At 53.9% G+C, this 14,901-nt stretch carries 18 protein-coding genes; 11 read left to right on the forward strand and 7 right to left on the reverse strand.

The genetic code is table 11. The features are described from left to right. Positions 1–21: 21 nt before the first annotated feature. Positions 22–1,209, reverse strand: coding sequence for a cation:proton antiporter (locus E3E29_RS06010; protein ID WP_167910086.1), 1,188 nt, complete (start codon positions 1,207–1,209; stop codon positions 22–24). Position 1,210: 1 nt separating this feature from the next. Next, complete coding sequence (locus E3E29_RS06015) at positions 1,211–1,456, reverse strand: DUF131 domain-containing protein (protein WP_167910087.1); 246 nt, start codon at positions 1,454–1,456, stop codon at positions 1,211–1,213. Positions 1,457–1,577: 121 nt separating this feature from the next. Between E3E29_RS06015 and E3E29_RS06020 the strand changes: the two genes are divergently transcribed. The 4 genes from E3E29_RS06020 to E3E29_RS06035 all read left to right on the forward strand — a co-directional run bounded on the left by E3E29_RS06020 (position 1,578) and on the right by E3E29_RS06035 (position 5,819). Then, entirely contained in the window at positions 1,578–2,270 is a 693-nt protein-coding gene (locus E3E29_RS06020; RefSeq protein ID WP_342764688.1) for an HAD family hydrolase, read from the forward strand. After that, entirely contained in the window at positions 2,236–2,862 is a 627-nt protein-coding gene (locus E3E29_RS06025; protein ID WP_167910089.1) for a diacylglycerol/polyprenol kinase family protein, read from the forward strand. Before E3E29_RS06020 ends, E3E29_RS06025 begins: the two co-directional genes overlap by 35 nt. 43 nt (positions 2,863–2,905) lie before the next feature. Then, a complete protein-coding gene (folP, locus tag E3E29_RS06030; RefSeq protein WP_167910090.1) occupies positions 2,906–3,724 on the forward strand; it encodes a dihydropteroate synthase in 819 nt (272 codons plus the stop codon). Positions 3,725–3,824: 100 nt separating this feature from the next. Further along, a complete protein-coding gene (locus E3E29_RS06035) occupies positions 3,825–5,819 on the forward strand; it encodes an alpha-amylase/4-alpha-glucanotransferase domain-containing protein (RefSeq protein ID WP_342764689.1) in 1,995 nt (664 codons plus the stop codon). A gap of 73 nt (positions 5,820–5,892) precedes the next feature. Here E3E29_RS06035 and E3E29_RS06040 read toward each other — a convergent pair whose 3' ends face one another. Together E3E29_RS06040 and E3E29_RS06045 are read right to left on the reverse strand one after the other, a co-directional pair. After that, on the reverse strand, positions 5,893–6,552 hold the full coding sequence (locus tag E3E29_RS06040; protein ID WP_167910092.1) for a DUF257 family protein: 660 nt from the start codon (positions 6,550–6,552) through the stop codon (positions 5,893–5,895). Positions 6,553–6,703: 151 nt separating this feature from the next. Continuing rightward, complete coding sequence (locus tag E3E29_RS06045) at positions 6,704–7,630, reverse strand: TIGR00269 family protein (RefSeq protein WP_167910290.1); 927 nt, start codon at positions 7,628–7,630, stop codon at positions 6,704–6,706. Positions 7,631–7,729: 99 nt separating this feature from the next. Here E3E29_RS06045 and E3E29_RS06050 point away from each other — a divergent pair, with 99 nt between their 5' ends. Further along, positions 7,730–8,245 (forward strand): CDP-2,3-bis-(O-geranylgeranyl)-sn-glycerol synthase, encoded by a 516-nt coding sequence (locus tag E3E29_RS06050; protein ID WP_167910291.1) that lies wholly within the window; start codon positions 7,730–7,732, stop codon positions 8,243–8,245. Positions 8,246–8,296: 51 nt separating this feature from the next. Beyond that, on the forward strand, positions 8,297–9,565 hold the full coding sequence (locus E3E29_RS06055; RefSeq protein WP_167910093.1) for a tRNA (N(6)-L-threonylcarbamoyladenosine(37)-C(2))-methylthiotransferase: 1,269 nt from the start codon (positions 8,297–8,299) through the stop codon (positions 9,563–9,565). A gap of 21 nt (positions 9,566–9,586) precedes the next feature. On the opposite strand, the gene E3E29_RS06060 is transcribed toward E3E29_RS06055, so the two are convergent. Continuing rightward, entirely contained in the window at positions 9,587–9,943 is a 357-nt protein-coding gene (locus tag E3E29_RS06060) for a cupin domain-containing protein (RefSeq protein ID WP_167910094.1), read from the reverse strand. A 239-nt stretch (positions 9,944–10,182) separates the two neighbouring features. Here E3E29_RS06060 and E3E29_RS11805 point away from each other — a divergent pair, with 239 nt between their 5' ends. The 4 genes from E3E29_RS11805 (at position 10,183) to arcS (ending at position 13,550) form a co-directional block, all read left to right on the forward strand. Next, positions 10,183–10,482, forward strand: coding sequence for a metallophosphoesterase (locus E3E29_RS11805; protein WP_342764682.1), 300 nt, complete (start codon positions 10,183–10,185; stop codon positions 10,480–10,482). 32 nt (positions 10,483–10,514) lie between these two features. Continuing rightward, complete coding sequence (locus tag E3E29_RS11810; RefSeq protein WP_240922793.1) at positions 10,515–10,808, forward strand: hypothetical protein; 294 nt, start codon at positions 10,515–10,517, stop codon at positions 10,806–10,808. A 120-nt stretch (positions 10,809–10,928) separates the two neighbouring features. Further along, complete coding sequence (locus E3E29_RS06070; RefSeq protein ID WP_167910095.1) at positions 10,929–11,834, forward strand: coiled-coil protein; 906 nt, start codon at positions 10,929–10,931, stop codon at positions 11,832–11,834. A 9-nt stretch (positions 11,835–11,843) separates the two neighbouring features. Further along, the gene (gene arcS / locus E3E29_RS06075; RefSeq protein ID WP_167910096.1) at positions 11,844–13,550 is read left to right on the forward strand and encodes an archaeosine synthase subunit alpha; all 1,707 of its coding nucleotides are present in this window, start codon (positions 11,844–11,846) and stop codon (positions 13,548–13,550) included. 51 nt (positions 13,551–13,601) lie between these two features. On the opposite strand, the gene E3E29_RS06080 is transcribed toward arcS, so the two are convergent. Next, on the reverse strand, positions 13,602–13,868 hold the full coding sequence (locus E3E29_RS06080; RefSeq protein ID WP_167910097.1) for a UPF0175 family protein: 267 nt from the start codon (positions 13,866–13,868) through the stop codon (positions 13,602–13,604). 80 nt (positions 13,869–13,948) lie between these two features. Between E3E29_RS06080 and E3E29_RS06085 the strand changes: the two genes are divergently transcribed. Continuing rightward, on the forward strand, positions 13,949–14,245 hold the full coding sequence (locus E3E29_RS06085) for a DUF2103 domain-containing protein (protein WP_167910098.1): 297 nt from the start codon (positions 13,949–13,951) through the stop codon (positions 14,243–14,245). Here the strand turns inward: E3E29_RS06085 and E3E29_RS06090 are convergent, their stop codons facing one another. Beyond that, positions 14,246–14,881, reverse strand: a complete 636-nt coding sequence (locus E3E29_RS06090; RefSeq protein WP_167910292.1) for a hypothetical protein — start codon at positions 14,879–14,881, stop codon at positions 14,246–14,248. It lies immediately after the preceding gene. Positions 14,882–14,901: the final 20 nt, after the last annotated feature.

Genomic DNA, 14,901 nt, shown 5'->3' on the forward strand with positions numbered 1-14,901 from the left:
ACCAACTATCAAAGCTCGAATTTAAGCTTTTGCCCCCGATTTCAGCATTCTGAGGTAGAGCTTAAAGAACACCGGGGTCGTGAGCGCGGTCAGCATCGAGACAGTTATGACGCTCGCGAATATCCCCTGATCTATTAAGCCGGCGTTGAGGCCGAAGGTGAGGACTGCGAGTTCGAGGCTTCCCCTTCCACCCATTCCAATTCCTATGAGGGCTGAATCCTCCCAGCTAAGGCCAAAAAGCCTTGAGCCCAGGCCACAGCCGAGGAACTTTCCGAGGATGGCCGATAGATATAGAGCAAAGATGAGTCCTAAGCTGACCTCCCGAATGGGTGGATTGAACATGAGGCCGACGTAGATAAAGAACAGGGGTATGAAGAACTCCGTGAGAACGACTTGAAGGTCTCCTATGAGTTCGTTGAGCTTTATGCGGGTGACTATCATCGGGTCCTTCCTCTCGCGCAGCCTGCTTATTGTGAGCCCGGCCAGGTATGCCCCTATTATCTGATTGAGCCCCACCCACTCGGCTATTATGGCGAGGGTGAAGGTCAGGATTAGGGTGAATGTGAAGAACACGTTGAGGTCGCGGACGACGTTCTTGAACCAGTGGGCTCGTTTGAAGACGTGCTCCGATATGAGAAGGATTATTGTGATGAATGCGAAGATTTTAACCGTCAGTACACCGAGAGCCGTGCCGTTGAGGCTTCCCCTGGTCATCTCTGTGACTATGCCGATCAGATAGACGGCCATTATGTCGTCTGCGAAGGCCGCCCCCATGAGTATAGAGGAGACCTCTCGTTTTACCCTCTCCTTTACTAGTATCCCGCTGGTCACCTCGATGGCTGTGTTGCCAAGGACAACGCCGACGAATATTGCAGCAGTAGCTCCTTTGCCGAAAAACTCCATTGTGGCGAACCCGAAGGTGAACGAAAACAGGACTCCTAAGGCCGCCACGACGGTTGCCTTCTTGGTGTTCTGCGCTATCGCCGAGAAGTTGCTCGTGAGCCCCATATATAACATCATCATTATGAGGCCGAACTGGGCCAGAACATCAAGCTGCTCGCCAGGATGGATTACGTTGAGAATGAACGGCCCCAGGAGCACGCCGGTGCTAACGTGGGCTATTATGGGGTGTATCTCGGCTTTTTCCAGAAGCCACTCCAGGCTTTTGGCGACGACAAGGAGAACCGCCAGGGCAGCTAAGAAGTCCACCTCATCCCCTCCTGAGGAGTAGCGCTCCAACAATCCATAGAACCATCAGAATGATAGCTAGAACCGCGGCGAGGGTTGCTCCCCTCCCAGTTCCGAATATTATGGGTATCGGGCCTATCATTATCACGCCGCCGCCTTCAACCTCTCCTTCTCCCCCGGAGGCGGCGATAAGGCTCCCCACGAAGACGAGGAGAAAACCGATGAGTATCAGGATGATGCCGGAACCTATGAGGATTTCGCCCTTCATCTTTCATCAGTACTTCCGTGCCCTTTTAAACTTTACATCCCCCGGGTGGGCATGGAATTTAGTTCTCCGTCACGCTTTTAATACTGCGGGAGTACAAACTCCGGGTGAAACGTTGCTGGTGATGGTGGACCTTGACGATACCCTATGCAACACTTGGGATGCTGGGAAAGGTACAATGTTCAGGGTGGTGCTCCACCTCTTCGGAAAGGGCAAGTTCCGTATGGTGTACTACCTTCTCACCGGGGGTTACCGGGAGCTTGAGCGGTCCGAAGTCTACCACCGGATGGATCTCGGAGACTTAATCGAGGCCGTTTTTGGTAGGGTCTACTCAAAGGTCAGTCAGAAGGACATTGACGACGTCCTGAAACTGGTGGAGGAAGAGTTCTTCTCCCGCCTCAGGCTCTATCCGGATGCACTCCCCTTTCTCAGGGGCCTGAAGGACCTCGGAGCCAAAGTGGTTCTCGTTACAGACTCCTCCTCGAGATGGCAGAGGAAAAAGGTGGAATACCTTAGGATTGGGGAGTTCCTCGATGATATCATCATAAGCGGGGAAACCGGACACTCCAAGCTCGGCCCATACAACTTCCGTCTCGCTGCCTCTCGCTTCAGGGAGCGTGAAATCTACGTCGTCGGTGATAGGGACGAGACCGACATGGCCGGGGCGAAGGCAGTCGGTGGGATTGGAATCCTGGTGAGACGCGGTTATTTTCGCAACAGAAAGGCGAAGAATGCGGACTACGTTGTCGATGATCTTATGGGTGCTCTGGAGGTGATAACGCGTGAGCACGAGCTTAAAGCGGGAGCTACGCCGTAAGGCCCTCCACCTTACCGGACTTACCATCCCCGCGTTCTACATTGCCTTTGGCGGGGAGTTCACTCTCACCTTCGTGGCCATTTCCTTCTCTCTCTTCGTAGTCCTTGAGCCCTTCAGGATAATCGAAGGGTTCCGCGATAAAATCAAGCTCAGGCTCCGCCTCATCAACCCCGACATGGTGGCGGGTGTGGAGATGCTTGAGAGACAGGTCCATACGATAGAGCGCTCCCACGAGAGGGAGGGCGTCGCGGCCCATATCTACTTCGCCCTTGCGTCCTTGATTGTTATCTACTTCTTCGACAGGAACATCGCTGTTGCGGCGATAACCGTTGCGACGCTGGGGGACGCGATGGCAGCAATAATAGGGGTTCGCTTTGGAAGGCATCGCTTTAAAAACGGGAAGAGCCTTGAAGGCAGCCTTGCCTATTTCATAACTGCTTTCTTTGTTATCTATCCCCTCCTTGGGCCTGTAATGGCGCTCATTGGCGCTTTGACTGGGGCACTAACGGAGTTCTACGAATTACCTCCCGACGACAACTTCTCCAACCAGGTGTGCGTTGCCCTCGCCCTCTACCTCTCCTCACTCCTGTGAGCAGGTTTTTAACCGGTTTTTCGCAGATACGGACGGTGGGAACATGAGGTTCGCGGGCGTTGAACTGGACGAACCGGAGGTTATGGGGGTCATAAACGTCTCCCCAGAGAGCTTCTACAAGGGGAGCATCAGGAACGACGAGGAGAAGCTGATTGAGACTGCCGTTCGTATGGTGGAGGAGGGAGCTTCGTTCATCGATATCGGGGCCAAGTCAACGGCCCCCTACCTTGAAACCCAGATTTCTCTGGAAGAGGAGATAAGAAGGGCCGTCTGGGCGGTAAAGGCTATCAGAGACCACGTCGATGTTCCAATAAGCATCGACACAACCAGTGCCAGAGTTGCGGAGGAGGCCATAAATGCAGGAGCTGATGTGATAAACGACGTTACCGGCCTGAAAGGCGACCCGGAGATGGCAAAGGTCGCGGCTGAACACGGTGCCCCTGTTGTTGTCTGCGCCAGTGGTGAAGTCGGAAACCTGAGCGACCCTGTTCACACCGTCATCGACCTTCTTCAGGAGAGCCTGGTTATAGCGGAGAAGCATGGGGTTGAAGATATAGCGATTGACCCGGCGATAGGCTTTCTCCGCCCGGATTGGCCCCCATGGTATGAATGGGATTCAAATGTGCTGGCCAATCTAAACCTGCTCAAGGTCTTTGGAAGGCCAATACTCGTTGGCGTCTCAAGAAAGTCATTCATCGGCGCGATAACAGGGAGGAAAGACCCCTCCGAGAGGCTCCCCGGCAGTCTCGCCGCAACGGCCATTGCCGTCTGGAACGGTGCGAACATAATAAGGACCCACGATGTGAGGGAGACGGTGGATGCAGTTAGGATGGTGTCGTTTATTGCTCGCTTCTCTCCGTAGCGTGCTGTTTGGTTTATCCTCTTTTCATGCCTTTTCTTTGCCCCTTTTCCCTGCATACTCTGGAGCATAGAAAGGTAAAGTATTTATACTTCAATTCTGTATCACCAGTAGTGATAACGATGCAGGGTGGTTGCCAATGGTGAATTTCATATTCGGAATACACAGCCATCAGCCCCTCGGAAACTTCGGCTGGGTGATGGAGAGCGCCTACGAGAGGTCTTACAGACCCTTTATGGAGACCCTTGAGGAGTACTCAAGCATGAAGGTCGCGGCCCACTACTCCGGCCCGCTCCTCGAGTGGATACGCGACAACAAGCCGGAACACCTCGACCTCCTCCGTTCGCTCGTCAAGAAGGGTCAGCTTGAGATAGTCGTTGCCGGCTTCTATGAGCCTGTGCTTGCCTCGATTCCGAAGGAAGATAGGATAGTCCAGATTGAGAAACTCAAGGAGTTCGCCAGGGAGCTCGGATATGAAGCAAAGGGCGTCTGGCTCACTGAGCGTGTCTGGCAGCCGGAACTCGTCAAGAGCCTCCGCGCGGCTGGAATAGACTACGTCATCGTTGACGACTACCACTTTATGAGCGCAGGTTTGGCCAAGGAGGAGCTGTTCTGGCCCTACTACACCGAGGACGGCGGTGAGGTTATATCCGTCTTCCCGATAGACGAGAAGCTCAGGTATTTAATCCCGTTCCGCCCGGTTGAAAAGACGGTTGAATACCTTCACTCCCTCGACGACGGCGATGAGAGCAAGGTGGCAGTTTTCCACGACGACGGTGAGAAGTTTGGTGTCTGGCCCGGAACCTACGAGTGGGTCTACGAGAAGGGCTGGCTCAGGGAGTTCTTTGACAAGGTTTCCAGTGACGAGAATATAAACCTCACCCTCTACTCCGAGTATCTTGCTCGCTTCAGGCCAAAGGGCCTGGTCTACCTTCCGATAGCTTCCTACTTCGAGATGAGCGAGTGGAGCCTTCCGGCGAAGCAGGCAAAGCTCTTCGTTGAGTTCGTCGAGGAGCTTAAGAAAGAGAACAAGTTCGACAGGTACCGCGTCTTCGTCCGCGGCGGAATCTGGAAGAACTTCTTCTTCAAGTACCCTGAGAGCAACTACATGCACAAGCGCATGCTGATGGTGAGCAAAGCCGTCAGGGACAACCCTGAGGCGAGGGAGTTCATCCTCAGGGCCCAGTGCAACGATGCCTACTGGCACGGCGTCTTCGGCGGCGTCTACCTCCCGCACCTCCGCAGAGCTATTTGGGAGAGCATCATAAAGGCCAACAGCTACGTCAAGGCTGGAAACTTCGTTAAAGATATCGACTTCGACGGCCGGGAAGAGGTATTCATCGAGAACGAGAACTTCTACGCAGTCTTCAAGCCCACCTACGGTGGGGCCCTCTTCGAGCTGAGCTCTAAGAAGAAGGCTGTGAACTACAACGACGTGATCGCGAGAAGGTGGGAGCACTACCACGAGGTTCCAGAGGCGGCTACTCCAGAGGAAGAAGACGGGGAGGGTGTTGCCAGCATCCACGAGCTCGGTAAGAGGATACCCGACGAGATAAGGCGCGAGCTCGCCTACGACAGCAGCTTAAGGGCAATCCTTCAGGACCACTTCCTTGAGCCTGAGACCAGCCTCGACGAGTACAGGCTGAACCGCTACGTTGAGCTGGGGGACTTCCTCACAGGTACCTACGACTTCGGCCTCATTGAGAACGGAATAAACCTTGAGCGCGACGGGAGCGTTGCAAAAAAGCCAGCTCGCGTCGAGAAGTTAGTGAGGCTCACAGAGGACGGCTTCATCGTTGACTACACCGTGAAGAGCGATGCCAAGGCCCTCTTCGGCGTCGAGCTCAACCTGGCGGTCCACAGCGTCATGGAGGAGCCGGCCGAGTTCGAGGCCGAGAAATTCGAGGTGAACGATCCCTATGGCATCGGAAAGGTTGAGATAGAGCTTGACAGAAAGGGGAAGGTATGGAAGTACCCGATAAAGACCCTCAGCCAGAGCGAGGCTGGCTGGGACTTCATCCAGCAGGGCGTCAGCTACACCGTTCTGTTCCCGGTTGAGAGCGAGCTGAGGTTCAGGCTCCGCTTTAAGGAGCTTTGATTTTTCTTTTACACTTTCCTTTGAAAGCTTCACCCTTCGGGGCGGGGAGGTCAGGTTTACCTCTTCCTATTGATTAAATCCTCAGCATGACCCCCTCTAGGTCCCTGTTTAGGGACTTTACGATGTGAAACTCCGTCATTCTGCCCACCCTAGAGGTTCGTATGACTGTGGTTGCCATGTCTTCAAGCAGCTTCACCACAAATTTGCGCTCCTCCGGGAGGGCATTGTTGTTTATGAGGAGTATCGTGATTCTCCTTTCGTCCCCTATGTACTTGGCAAGCTGGTTGATTATGAGTTGGATCGCATGTTCCGAGAGGTTCAGGGCTGTGAACAGCTTCTCAAGTCCAAAGGTGAGGGTTAAAACCGGCCCCTCCGTATCAGAAAGAACCATCCGGTAAGTCTCGTTGAACTTCTTCGACAGTATCACTGGCTCGGAGATATCATCTATCTTAACCCTCACGTTTCCCCCTCTGTTGGCCCCGCCGAGTTTTATCACATCCACGTTGTCCAGGGTGCCGATTTCCATCCCCATCAGTTTCATCTTCGAGATCAGGGTTGAATACGCGTCCAGGATGTCCACTACGATGATTTTCATTCCCCTCTCCTGCGCCCACAGTGTAGTATGGTACACTCCAATCCCTATGCTGCCCTCTCCGCTCCTCTCAAAGAGCACCGTTTCCCCGGGTTTGACACCCTCCCATATCTCGACCATTATGCTATCCCTAAGACTCATGTCATCCACCTCTCGATGATGTTATAGTAATTCCCATTGTTTAAATGCGTTGTTCCACTGGTTCCCATGGAGGGCATGTTAGGGAGGATGGTCTGCAACTAGAACTGAAATGTGTTAAGGAATATTCAATAGAAGATGAGAAGATAACGGGTTATTCCTCATCCTCTTTTTCCAATCTGAAGTCAATCGGCTCCTCCAGCCCCCAGAACCGGCAGAAAGAGCACACTTCCCCGCTCGAAGGCATCCCACATACCTTGCACTCCCTGAGCTCCCTTTCCTCCAGTTCTGCCTCAAAGAGACCCTTCTTCCTCAGATAACCCTTGACGAAGTTTATCTTCGTTCCGGGCCTCTTCTCCTCCATCTCGTTGAGGATGGCCTTCCATTCGAGGGTCGTCGCCCCCCTCGCGTGCGGGCACTCGTCTATCTCGTACTCTATGCCATTCGCAAGAGCGTAGGCAACTACCTCCCTCTCCGTGAGCTCGTAGAGGGGCTTTACCTTCTTAACGAGCTTCCCTTTGAATCCGGACGGCGTAACCGGTCCCTGCTTTGCTAAATACTGCGTGTTCCAGTTCATTATGTTGTTGAAGATGAAGCTCGCCTCGTCGTCCAGGTTGTGGCCGGTGGCTACCGCGTCGAAGCCGTTGTCGTAGGCGAACTTGTTGAAGATGTAGCGCTTGGTTAAGCCACAGTAAGAGCATGTCGGTCTTCTCGTCCTAACCTCGCCTATTCCGTAACCGAGCAGCTCTTTTATTCTGACGATATGCAAGGGAGCGCCTATCTTCTCGCACTGGGTCTTCGCGTAGCGCTCTCCCTTTTCTGAGTACTCGCCGATGCCGAGGTTTATGTGGAGGCACTCAATGTTGTATCCAAGCTTTTTGAGGACGTAGGCGGTAACGGCCGAGTCTTTGCCGCCCGAGACGACGACCAGAACCCTCTCGTCTGGCTTTAACATTTTATAGCGCTTTATCGTCCTCTTCACCTTCCTCTCGAAGTATTCTATAAAATGCTCCTTGCAGAGGTACATTTTAGGGTAATGAAGCTTGATGAACGCCGGTCTCTCACAGAACTTGCATTTCATCGTCATTTCCTCACCCCCAACCGATTTCTGGGGCCGTTTTAAAAACCCTTTCACCGGAAGACTTTTTAAAGTGCCCTCCAACTCCCGGCGGTGGAATCAATGGGATGGCTTTCATCACTCCTCTGGGCTCTCTGGTACATCCTTCCAGCTTACTTTGCCAACGCTTCCCCTGTTCTCGTCGGAGGCGGGAGACCAATAGACGGCGGCAGGAACTGGCGGGATGGGAAGAGAATCCTTGGCGACGGAAAAACTTGGAGGGGCTTCATCGGTGGCGTCTCCATCGGAACCCTCGTTGGTGCTCTTCAGTACTTCATAACTCCCGGTTTCTACGGCTCCCTTCAAAATACTCTCCTGCTGGCTTTCCTCCTCTCCTTCGGTGCCCTCATCGGTGACCTCGTGGGGAGCTTCATAAAGCGCCGCCTCGACCTTCCGCGGGGATACCCTGCAGTTGGCCTCGACCAGCTCGGCTTCCTGATAAGCGCGATGGCCTTTGCATATCCCGTGAAGACAATTTCCTCCGGCCAGATGCTCTTCCTCCTCATCTTCACCCCGCTAGTTCACTGGTCTGCGAACTACTTCGCCTACAAAATGGGCTGGAAGAGCGTCCCCTGGTGATGGCCACTCCTGCCCCCTTAAATTTTTAAGCTTCTCATCGAGGCCCCGCCGATGGTAAGGGTTTACGTCGAGAGCTATGGTTGTACGAGGAACAAAGCGGACGGCGAGATAATGGAAGCAATTCTTCTCAAAGCCGGCTACGAGTTAGCTGAGAGTCCGGATAGCGCGGATTACGTCGTCGTCAACACCTGCGCCGTTAAAGACCCCACCGAGCACAAGATGGCGAGGAGGATTCGCGAGCTAATTGATTCTGGAAAGAAGGTCATCGCAACCGGATGTCTCGTCCACGTCAATCCCGATGTAATCGACAAACGCGTCTCCGGGATGCTCGGAGTTAGGAGCATAGACCGGATAGCCGAGGCAATAGACGTTGCAGAACGTGGCGGAAAGCTGGTTTCAGTTGAGAGCTGGAAAGAGAGGAAGGTAGACAAACTCGAACTCCCTAGGCTCTGGAAGTCCGGCGTCGTCTTCGTCGTCCCGATAAGTGAGGGCTGCCTCAACGCCTGCACCTACTGCGCCACCCGCTTTGCCAGGGGGGTTCTCAAGAGCTACAAGCCTGAACTCGTGGTTAAATGGATCAAAGAGGCCATAGCGAGGGGTTATAAGGAGATACAGCTCTCAAGCGAGGACACCGGCTGCTACGGCTTCGACATCGGCACGAATTTGGCAAAGCTCCTCGACGAGGTAACTTCCATCGAGGGCGACTTTCGCATCAGGGTCGGCATGATGAACCCAAATCACGTCCTAAAGTTCCTCGATGAACTGATAGAGGCTTACCAAGACCCGAAGATCTACAAATTCCTCCATCTGCCTGTTCAGAGCGGTGACAACGAGGTTCTTCGGAGGATGGGGAGGAACTACACCGTTGAGGAGTTCGAGGAGATCGTGAGGGAGTTCCGGAAGAAAATCCCTGGTTTGAACCTCAACACGGACATAATAGTTGGCTTCCCCGGTGAGAGCGATGAGGCCTTCCAGAACACCGTTGAGCTGGTAAAAAGAGTCAGACCGGACAAGATAAACGTCTCCCGCTACTCCCAGAGGCCGGGGACGATTGCGGCGAAGTGGAAGCAGCTGCCCGGCTGGAAGGTCAAGGAGCGCTCCCGGGTTCTGCACAGGCTCCGCCTCCAGGTTGCATATGAGATAAACCAAGCCTACATCGGAAAGAACGTTGAAGTCCTCATCCATGGCCCTGGTGAGAAGGGTGGGGTTGAGGGCAGGACTTTCAACTACAAGGAGATAATACTGGATGGTGGCTCTCCCGGCGAAATAGCTACTGTTAGGGTTGATTGGGCTGGCTCAACGTACCTGAGGGGAAAATAGAAAAGAATGAATAAACGGTCTTCATGCCCATTCATCCTCTGGGATGGCTTCCTTCTTCGCGGGGATTATGCAGAGGAACTCCAGCGTTTCTCCGGTCGCCTTGTAGCCGTGGGGCTCGTTGGGCGGGACGTATAGGAAGTCGCCGGCCTTAACGTGGTGCTCTTCCTTCCCGTTGGTTATTATCCCCTCGCCCCTCACGATGAATATCTCGTGCTCCCAGTCGTGCTGGTGGATGGGGATCTCGGAGCTCTTCTCCATCTTGAAGTAGCGCATGGCGTAGTTCTTCGCGCCGAGTTTGGGGGATACCAGCCACCTTATGGTTACACCCTCAAAACCGGTGTCCTTCTCGGGCACCTCGGTGTAGTGCTTCACGAACATAACACCACCCATTCAAACTCCGTTCGCCTGGTATTTAAACCAATCGAACCCAAAGGGATTTAACCCTCCTACCTCAACTACCCTGAGAATGCGGTAGTCTCAACACCACAATAACCCTTACTAGCTCCTCCGGCTTCTCTATAACTCCTAAGGAGGTCTCAAACTACACCATCATCGCATTCGGCGACCACAGGCCAGCCCACAGGAACGACCCGGTTCCGGAGGTCTTTGTCAAGATAGTGAAAGAAGTGAACAACGCCTCTCCCGTCTTCGCTATCGACAACGGCGACCTCGTTTACTCAGGGAGGATAAACGAGTGGGTTGACCTCATGGGGGTCTGGCACTGGAAAGTTCCCCTCTTCGTGAGCCCCGGCAACCACGAGTACCAGGGTGAGGGCAAGAACATCTACCACTACCTCTTCGGCCCCTCCGAGGACTTCGCGTTCTCCCTTGGAAACTTCACCTACGTCTTCCTGGACGACGTTGATAGGGGTTACACCCTGCCCCCGCGCAGTGGGCCTTCCTTGAGGAGAAGCTGAATGAAGCCAACAAGGCCGGGGGGAGAGTTGTCGTGGTGGCCCACGCTCCACTCTACGACCCGAGGCTGAACGGACATCACACAATGAACCGCAACTCAGCCGAGAAGCTCCTATCCCTGATGAAGCAGTACCACTCCTTTGGAGTCTTTGGCCATATCCACATGAACTGGTACGGTGAGTATGAGGGTGTACCAATGATCATAACCGGCGGTGCAGGGGCCCCGCTGTACGTCACTGACCCGGATGAGGGTGGATTCTACGGCTACGCCGTGCTTGGAATGGGGAAGGACGGAAGTATCGACGTCCATTTCGTCAGGGTGGGATGAGGGGGATAATCATCCCCTCCACCTTTTTGCGGGCCAAAAAGTTTTTATATTCACTTTTTCCATCCCCTCCAGAAAAGCCTGATTGAGAGCTGTTCTAAAAAGAGGAGAGGGGTAAGAGCGATGCCAATGGTCAAAGTGGATCCAGAGGAAATAAAGAGGATCAAGAAGGAAATTGAGGCCCTGGAGAAGGAGAGAAACGAAGTCCGGGCCAAGCTCGACGAGCTCGAGAAGGAGCTCCAGAGCTGGATTCAAAAGAGGGACGAGAAGAACAAGGAGGTCCAGCAACTTCGCCAGAAGGGCAGAGAGTACAAGGCCAAGAGGGATGAAATCAACGCCCAGATTCAGGAGCTTAAGAAGAACCGTGAGGAGATAAACGCGAAGCTTGACCTCCTCTATCAGGAGATCCTAGAGTACCGAACCAAGAGGGACGAGTACAACCAGCTCCGCAGGATGAAGCTCCCCTCGGATAAGATCCAGGAGAAGATAGAGAAGCTTGAGTGGGAGCTCCAGACCAATCCCAAGATAACCCCAGACAGGGAGAAGCAGATCGTCGACCAGATACAGGTTCTCGCGACCGAGCTTGAGATCATCCAGCAGGCGGAGAGGTTCCACAAGAAGCTCGTTGAGTCCAGGAAGAAAGTCGACCAGCTCAAGAAGGCCCGGAGGGGAATAAGCCTTGAGATACAGAAGCTCGCCAACCAGAGCCAGCAGTTCCACGAGCAGATGATAGCCGCGTTCAACAAGGCAGACGAGGTCAAGAAGGAGGCCGACGAGTACCATGCCAAGGTCGTCGAGCTCCGCGACAAGGTCAGGGAAGTCAGGAAGCAGCTCAGGGAGCTTGAGAAGAAGATACGCGAGTACGATGAGAAGCACAAGGAGCTCATAGCCTACCGCATAGTTGCCAGGATGCACGCCAAGAAGGACACCAGCTTTGAGAAGGCTGTCGAGGCCCTTGAGAAGTTCAAGAAGGGAGAGAAGCTCTCACTTGACGAGCTGCTGCTCCTTCAGAGGTACAACCTCGTCTGAGGAATAACAATGGAAGTCCTCAGGCACGAGGGGCCCGGAAGGCTGGGCCTCGTGAGGCTTGGAGAGCGCTCGTTTAGAACTCCTGCCCTCTCAGGGGTAGACTTTACTCTGTCCCCCTTCAACTCCTTCTTTCATCCCTCAGATCCGGGTGATTACGACTTCAACCTGGCACCTTCGATCCCCCTCAGCTTCTATACACCTGAAGATGTCATCCAGAAGGCCCTCGGAAGGCTCTGGAGCGTGGACTACGAGGGCTTCAACGCCTTCTACCTCCCGGCCCTGAGGAGGGTTGAGTACCTCGACGAGTTCTTCAAGATCATCGAGCGCTACAACTTCGATGCCGTCTACCTCGGCAACTCCAAAATCCTCGTTAAGGAGTACCGCTACTTCGTGAGAATCCTCCGGGAGCTGCGCGAGAGGTTCCCAAACGTCATGATCATAACCGATTTGGAACCCTTCTTCTACCCCCTTACTGTTTACCTCGGCGTTGACGCCTTCGACACGCGCTCTCTCAAGCTCTACGACTTCGAGGGCAAGGGCTTTACTCAGTTCAGCCCCTTCATCTGGAGCGACGAGCCGAACTCCCTCGATTTCGCAAAGAAAACGATTTCCGAGGTCAGAAAAGCCCTCGAAGAGGGCAAGCTCCGCTATCTGGTGGAGGACTTCTTCCCGACCCAGTACAACGCTGGGATTCTCAGGATAGCAGACCTTGAACATGGGGATTACCTTGAGAAGTACACGCCCATTCAGAAGGAGACCGTCTACTTCATCAGTGACGCCTCCATAAGGAGGCCGGAAGTGAAGAGGTGGCACGAGCGCGTTGCCGAGAGGTTCGCCCCGCCCGAGAACACCGAGCTGGTTCTTCTCTTCCCGTGCTCCGCCAGGAAGCCCTACTCTTTCTCCCGCTCCCACGCACTATATCGGAAGGCCGTCAAGGAGGCCCTGGGTCCCGGGATATTCAAAGTCCACGAGCTGGTTCTAACCTCGCCCTTCGGCGTCGTCCCGCGCGAGTGGGAGTGGTTAGCTAAGTACGACATAGTGGTCACCGGCCACTGGGGCGAGGAGGAGATAAAGCCGGCGGCAGAACTCCTTGCCAAGACGCTTGAGAAGTACCCGAAGAACGTGCCAATAGTTGCCCACCTCGATGGGGCCTACGTCGAGATAGCGAAGCTCGCCTCTGAGCTTTCCGGAAGGGAAATAATCTTCACGGACGTCAAAAACGGGACGACGAGCAACGAGAGTTTATCCTCGCTCACAGAGACGCTGAGAGAGTTCCAGCTTGAGGGAACGAAAGAGGACAGAACTTACCGCTACTTTGAGAAGGTAAGGAAGGTCTTCGACTTCTACTTTGGCGCAGGTGCTGGAGAGGCCGTTCTGCCCGATAACGGCCAGGTTAAGGGCTCGAAGATGCTCCGCCTATTTGTCGGCGGCCAGCAGACTGGAACCTTCAAGGACGGCGTGATAAGCGTTACGCCCTTCGGAATGGGGCGCATATACGACGCGCTTAAATCCTACTGGGTGAAGGTGGACTTCGAGCTTCGCGGCGACGTCTTCGCCGTTGGCGTTGACGAGGCTGACCCGATAATCAGGCCCGACGACATCGTTGGAATAGTCCGCGATGGAAATGTCGTTGGCGTCGGAAAGGCCGTCCTGGGCGGAGAGGAAATGGTCAGGGCGAAGAAGGGCGTCGCCGTTAAGGTGAGAAAGAGGGCATGACCTCTTCAAGCCTTTTTATTGAGGAGTAAACGCCCTTTTTGATCATTTCGTTCAAAATACCATATCCACCTCGGAAGCAACGTCGTCCCTGTCCGGCGTTCTTATGGGGATTCCCCTGTGCTTGAACTCTTCAATAACCTCTTCTCTGGTAACCCCAAGGACTTCCGCAGCTTTGCCAAGGCTTATTAGTCCATCAAGATATGCGGAGATGACGATTTCCATGAAGAGCTCTTTATCTTCTTTTATCAATGATAGTGCCCTCTCCGGCATAAGTTGGGCCACCTTCTCGAACTCCCTCAGCATCCAGACCTCTTCCATACGCCTCCCCAGTCTATGTGGGAGTAGAGGAACCTAAGCGTTGCGTAATATCTAAAAGCCATACCTACGTGTCTTCCAACATGCCCAAGCACTTCAAGCGCGGAGTCAAGAGGGAGCATCATTTCCTCAAGGGCCTTGGGAAACCCCTGGAAGGGATAGCGGAGATTCCGGGCGTTAGGAAGGTTATCCCGGGCAGGATATACGCCAGTGACTCCCGCGGGTTCGAGATAAAGGTCACGCGGGAAACCCAGACCGGATTGAAGCTCGTGGCCAAGAGCGATGGAAGCGTTCAGGAGGTCTTCCTGGTTGTGGATAAAGCGGACAGGGAGAGAGTTAGAAGGGAGATAGAAGCCCTATCTGAGGAATGGGAGAAGTAATCAAAGCTCCCTCTTCCCTTCAAAGAACTCAATAAGTTCCTCGTCGCTTATTTCCTCGTCGGCTTCGGTATATCCAAGCTCCCTCTTCTGGAGGTTTATGAGGCCCGGCGTCAGGAGGGGCTTTTCGTCCAGCTTCGGAACCGCGTAGTGGAGCGTTATCTCGCTGAACTCGTCGAGCCTTATCGTCGGGTTCTCCTCGTACTCGATATCCTTGAGCCTTTTTCCATCGGCTATCAGTTTGGCCACTATTGAGGCACCGTCTATTGAATACTGGGGCTTTCCGATGTGCCTGACCTTTACCCCCTCCATCTTCGAAGTTATGAACTCCCTTGTTCTACCGCGCGGAACCGCATCTCCGAGGATTCCACCGACGACTATCATGGTGTCCTCTTCAACCTCCTCTGGCTTCAGCTCCTCCTCAGCCTGGAGATCAAGAATTATTAGCTTCGAGCGGTCGAAGGGGAATTTGGTTACGCTCTCTGTGATGACGCTCCCAAGCTTCGCCAGTCTCTCCGTCTCACCCCTGCGGACGTTTGTGAAGATGAGTTTATTCCCCCACCACTGGGCAACGTGGGAGTACTCCAGCCAGAGCCACTCGCTTATATCCTCAAGATGCTCGATTATCAGGTACGGCATCTCTCTCACCGAAAAAAGTT

This window comes from Thermococcus sp. Bubb.Bath, assembly GCF_012027595.1.
Lineage (GTDB): Archaea > Methanobacteriota_B > Thermococci > Thermococcales > Thermococcaceae > Thermococcus.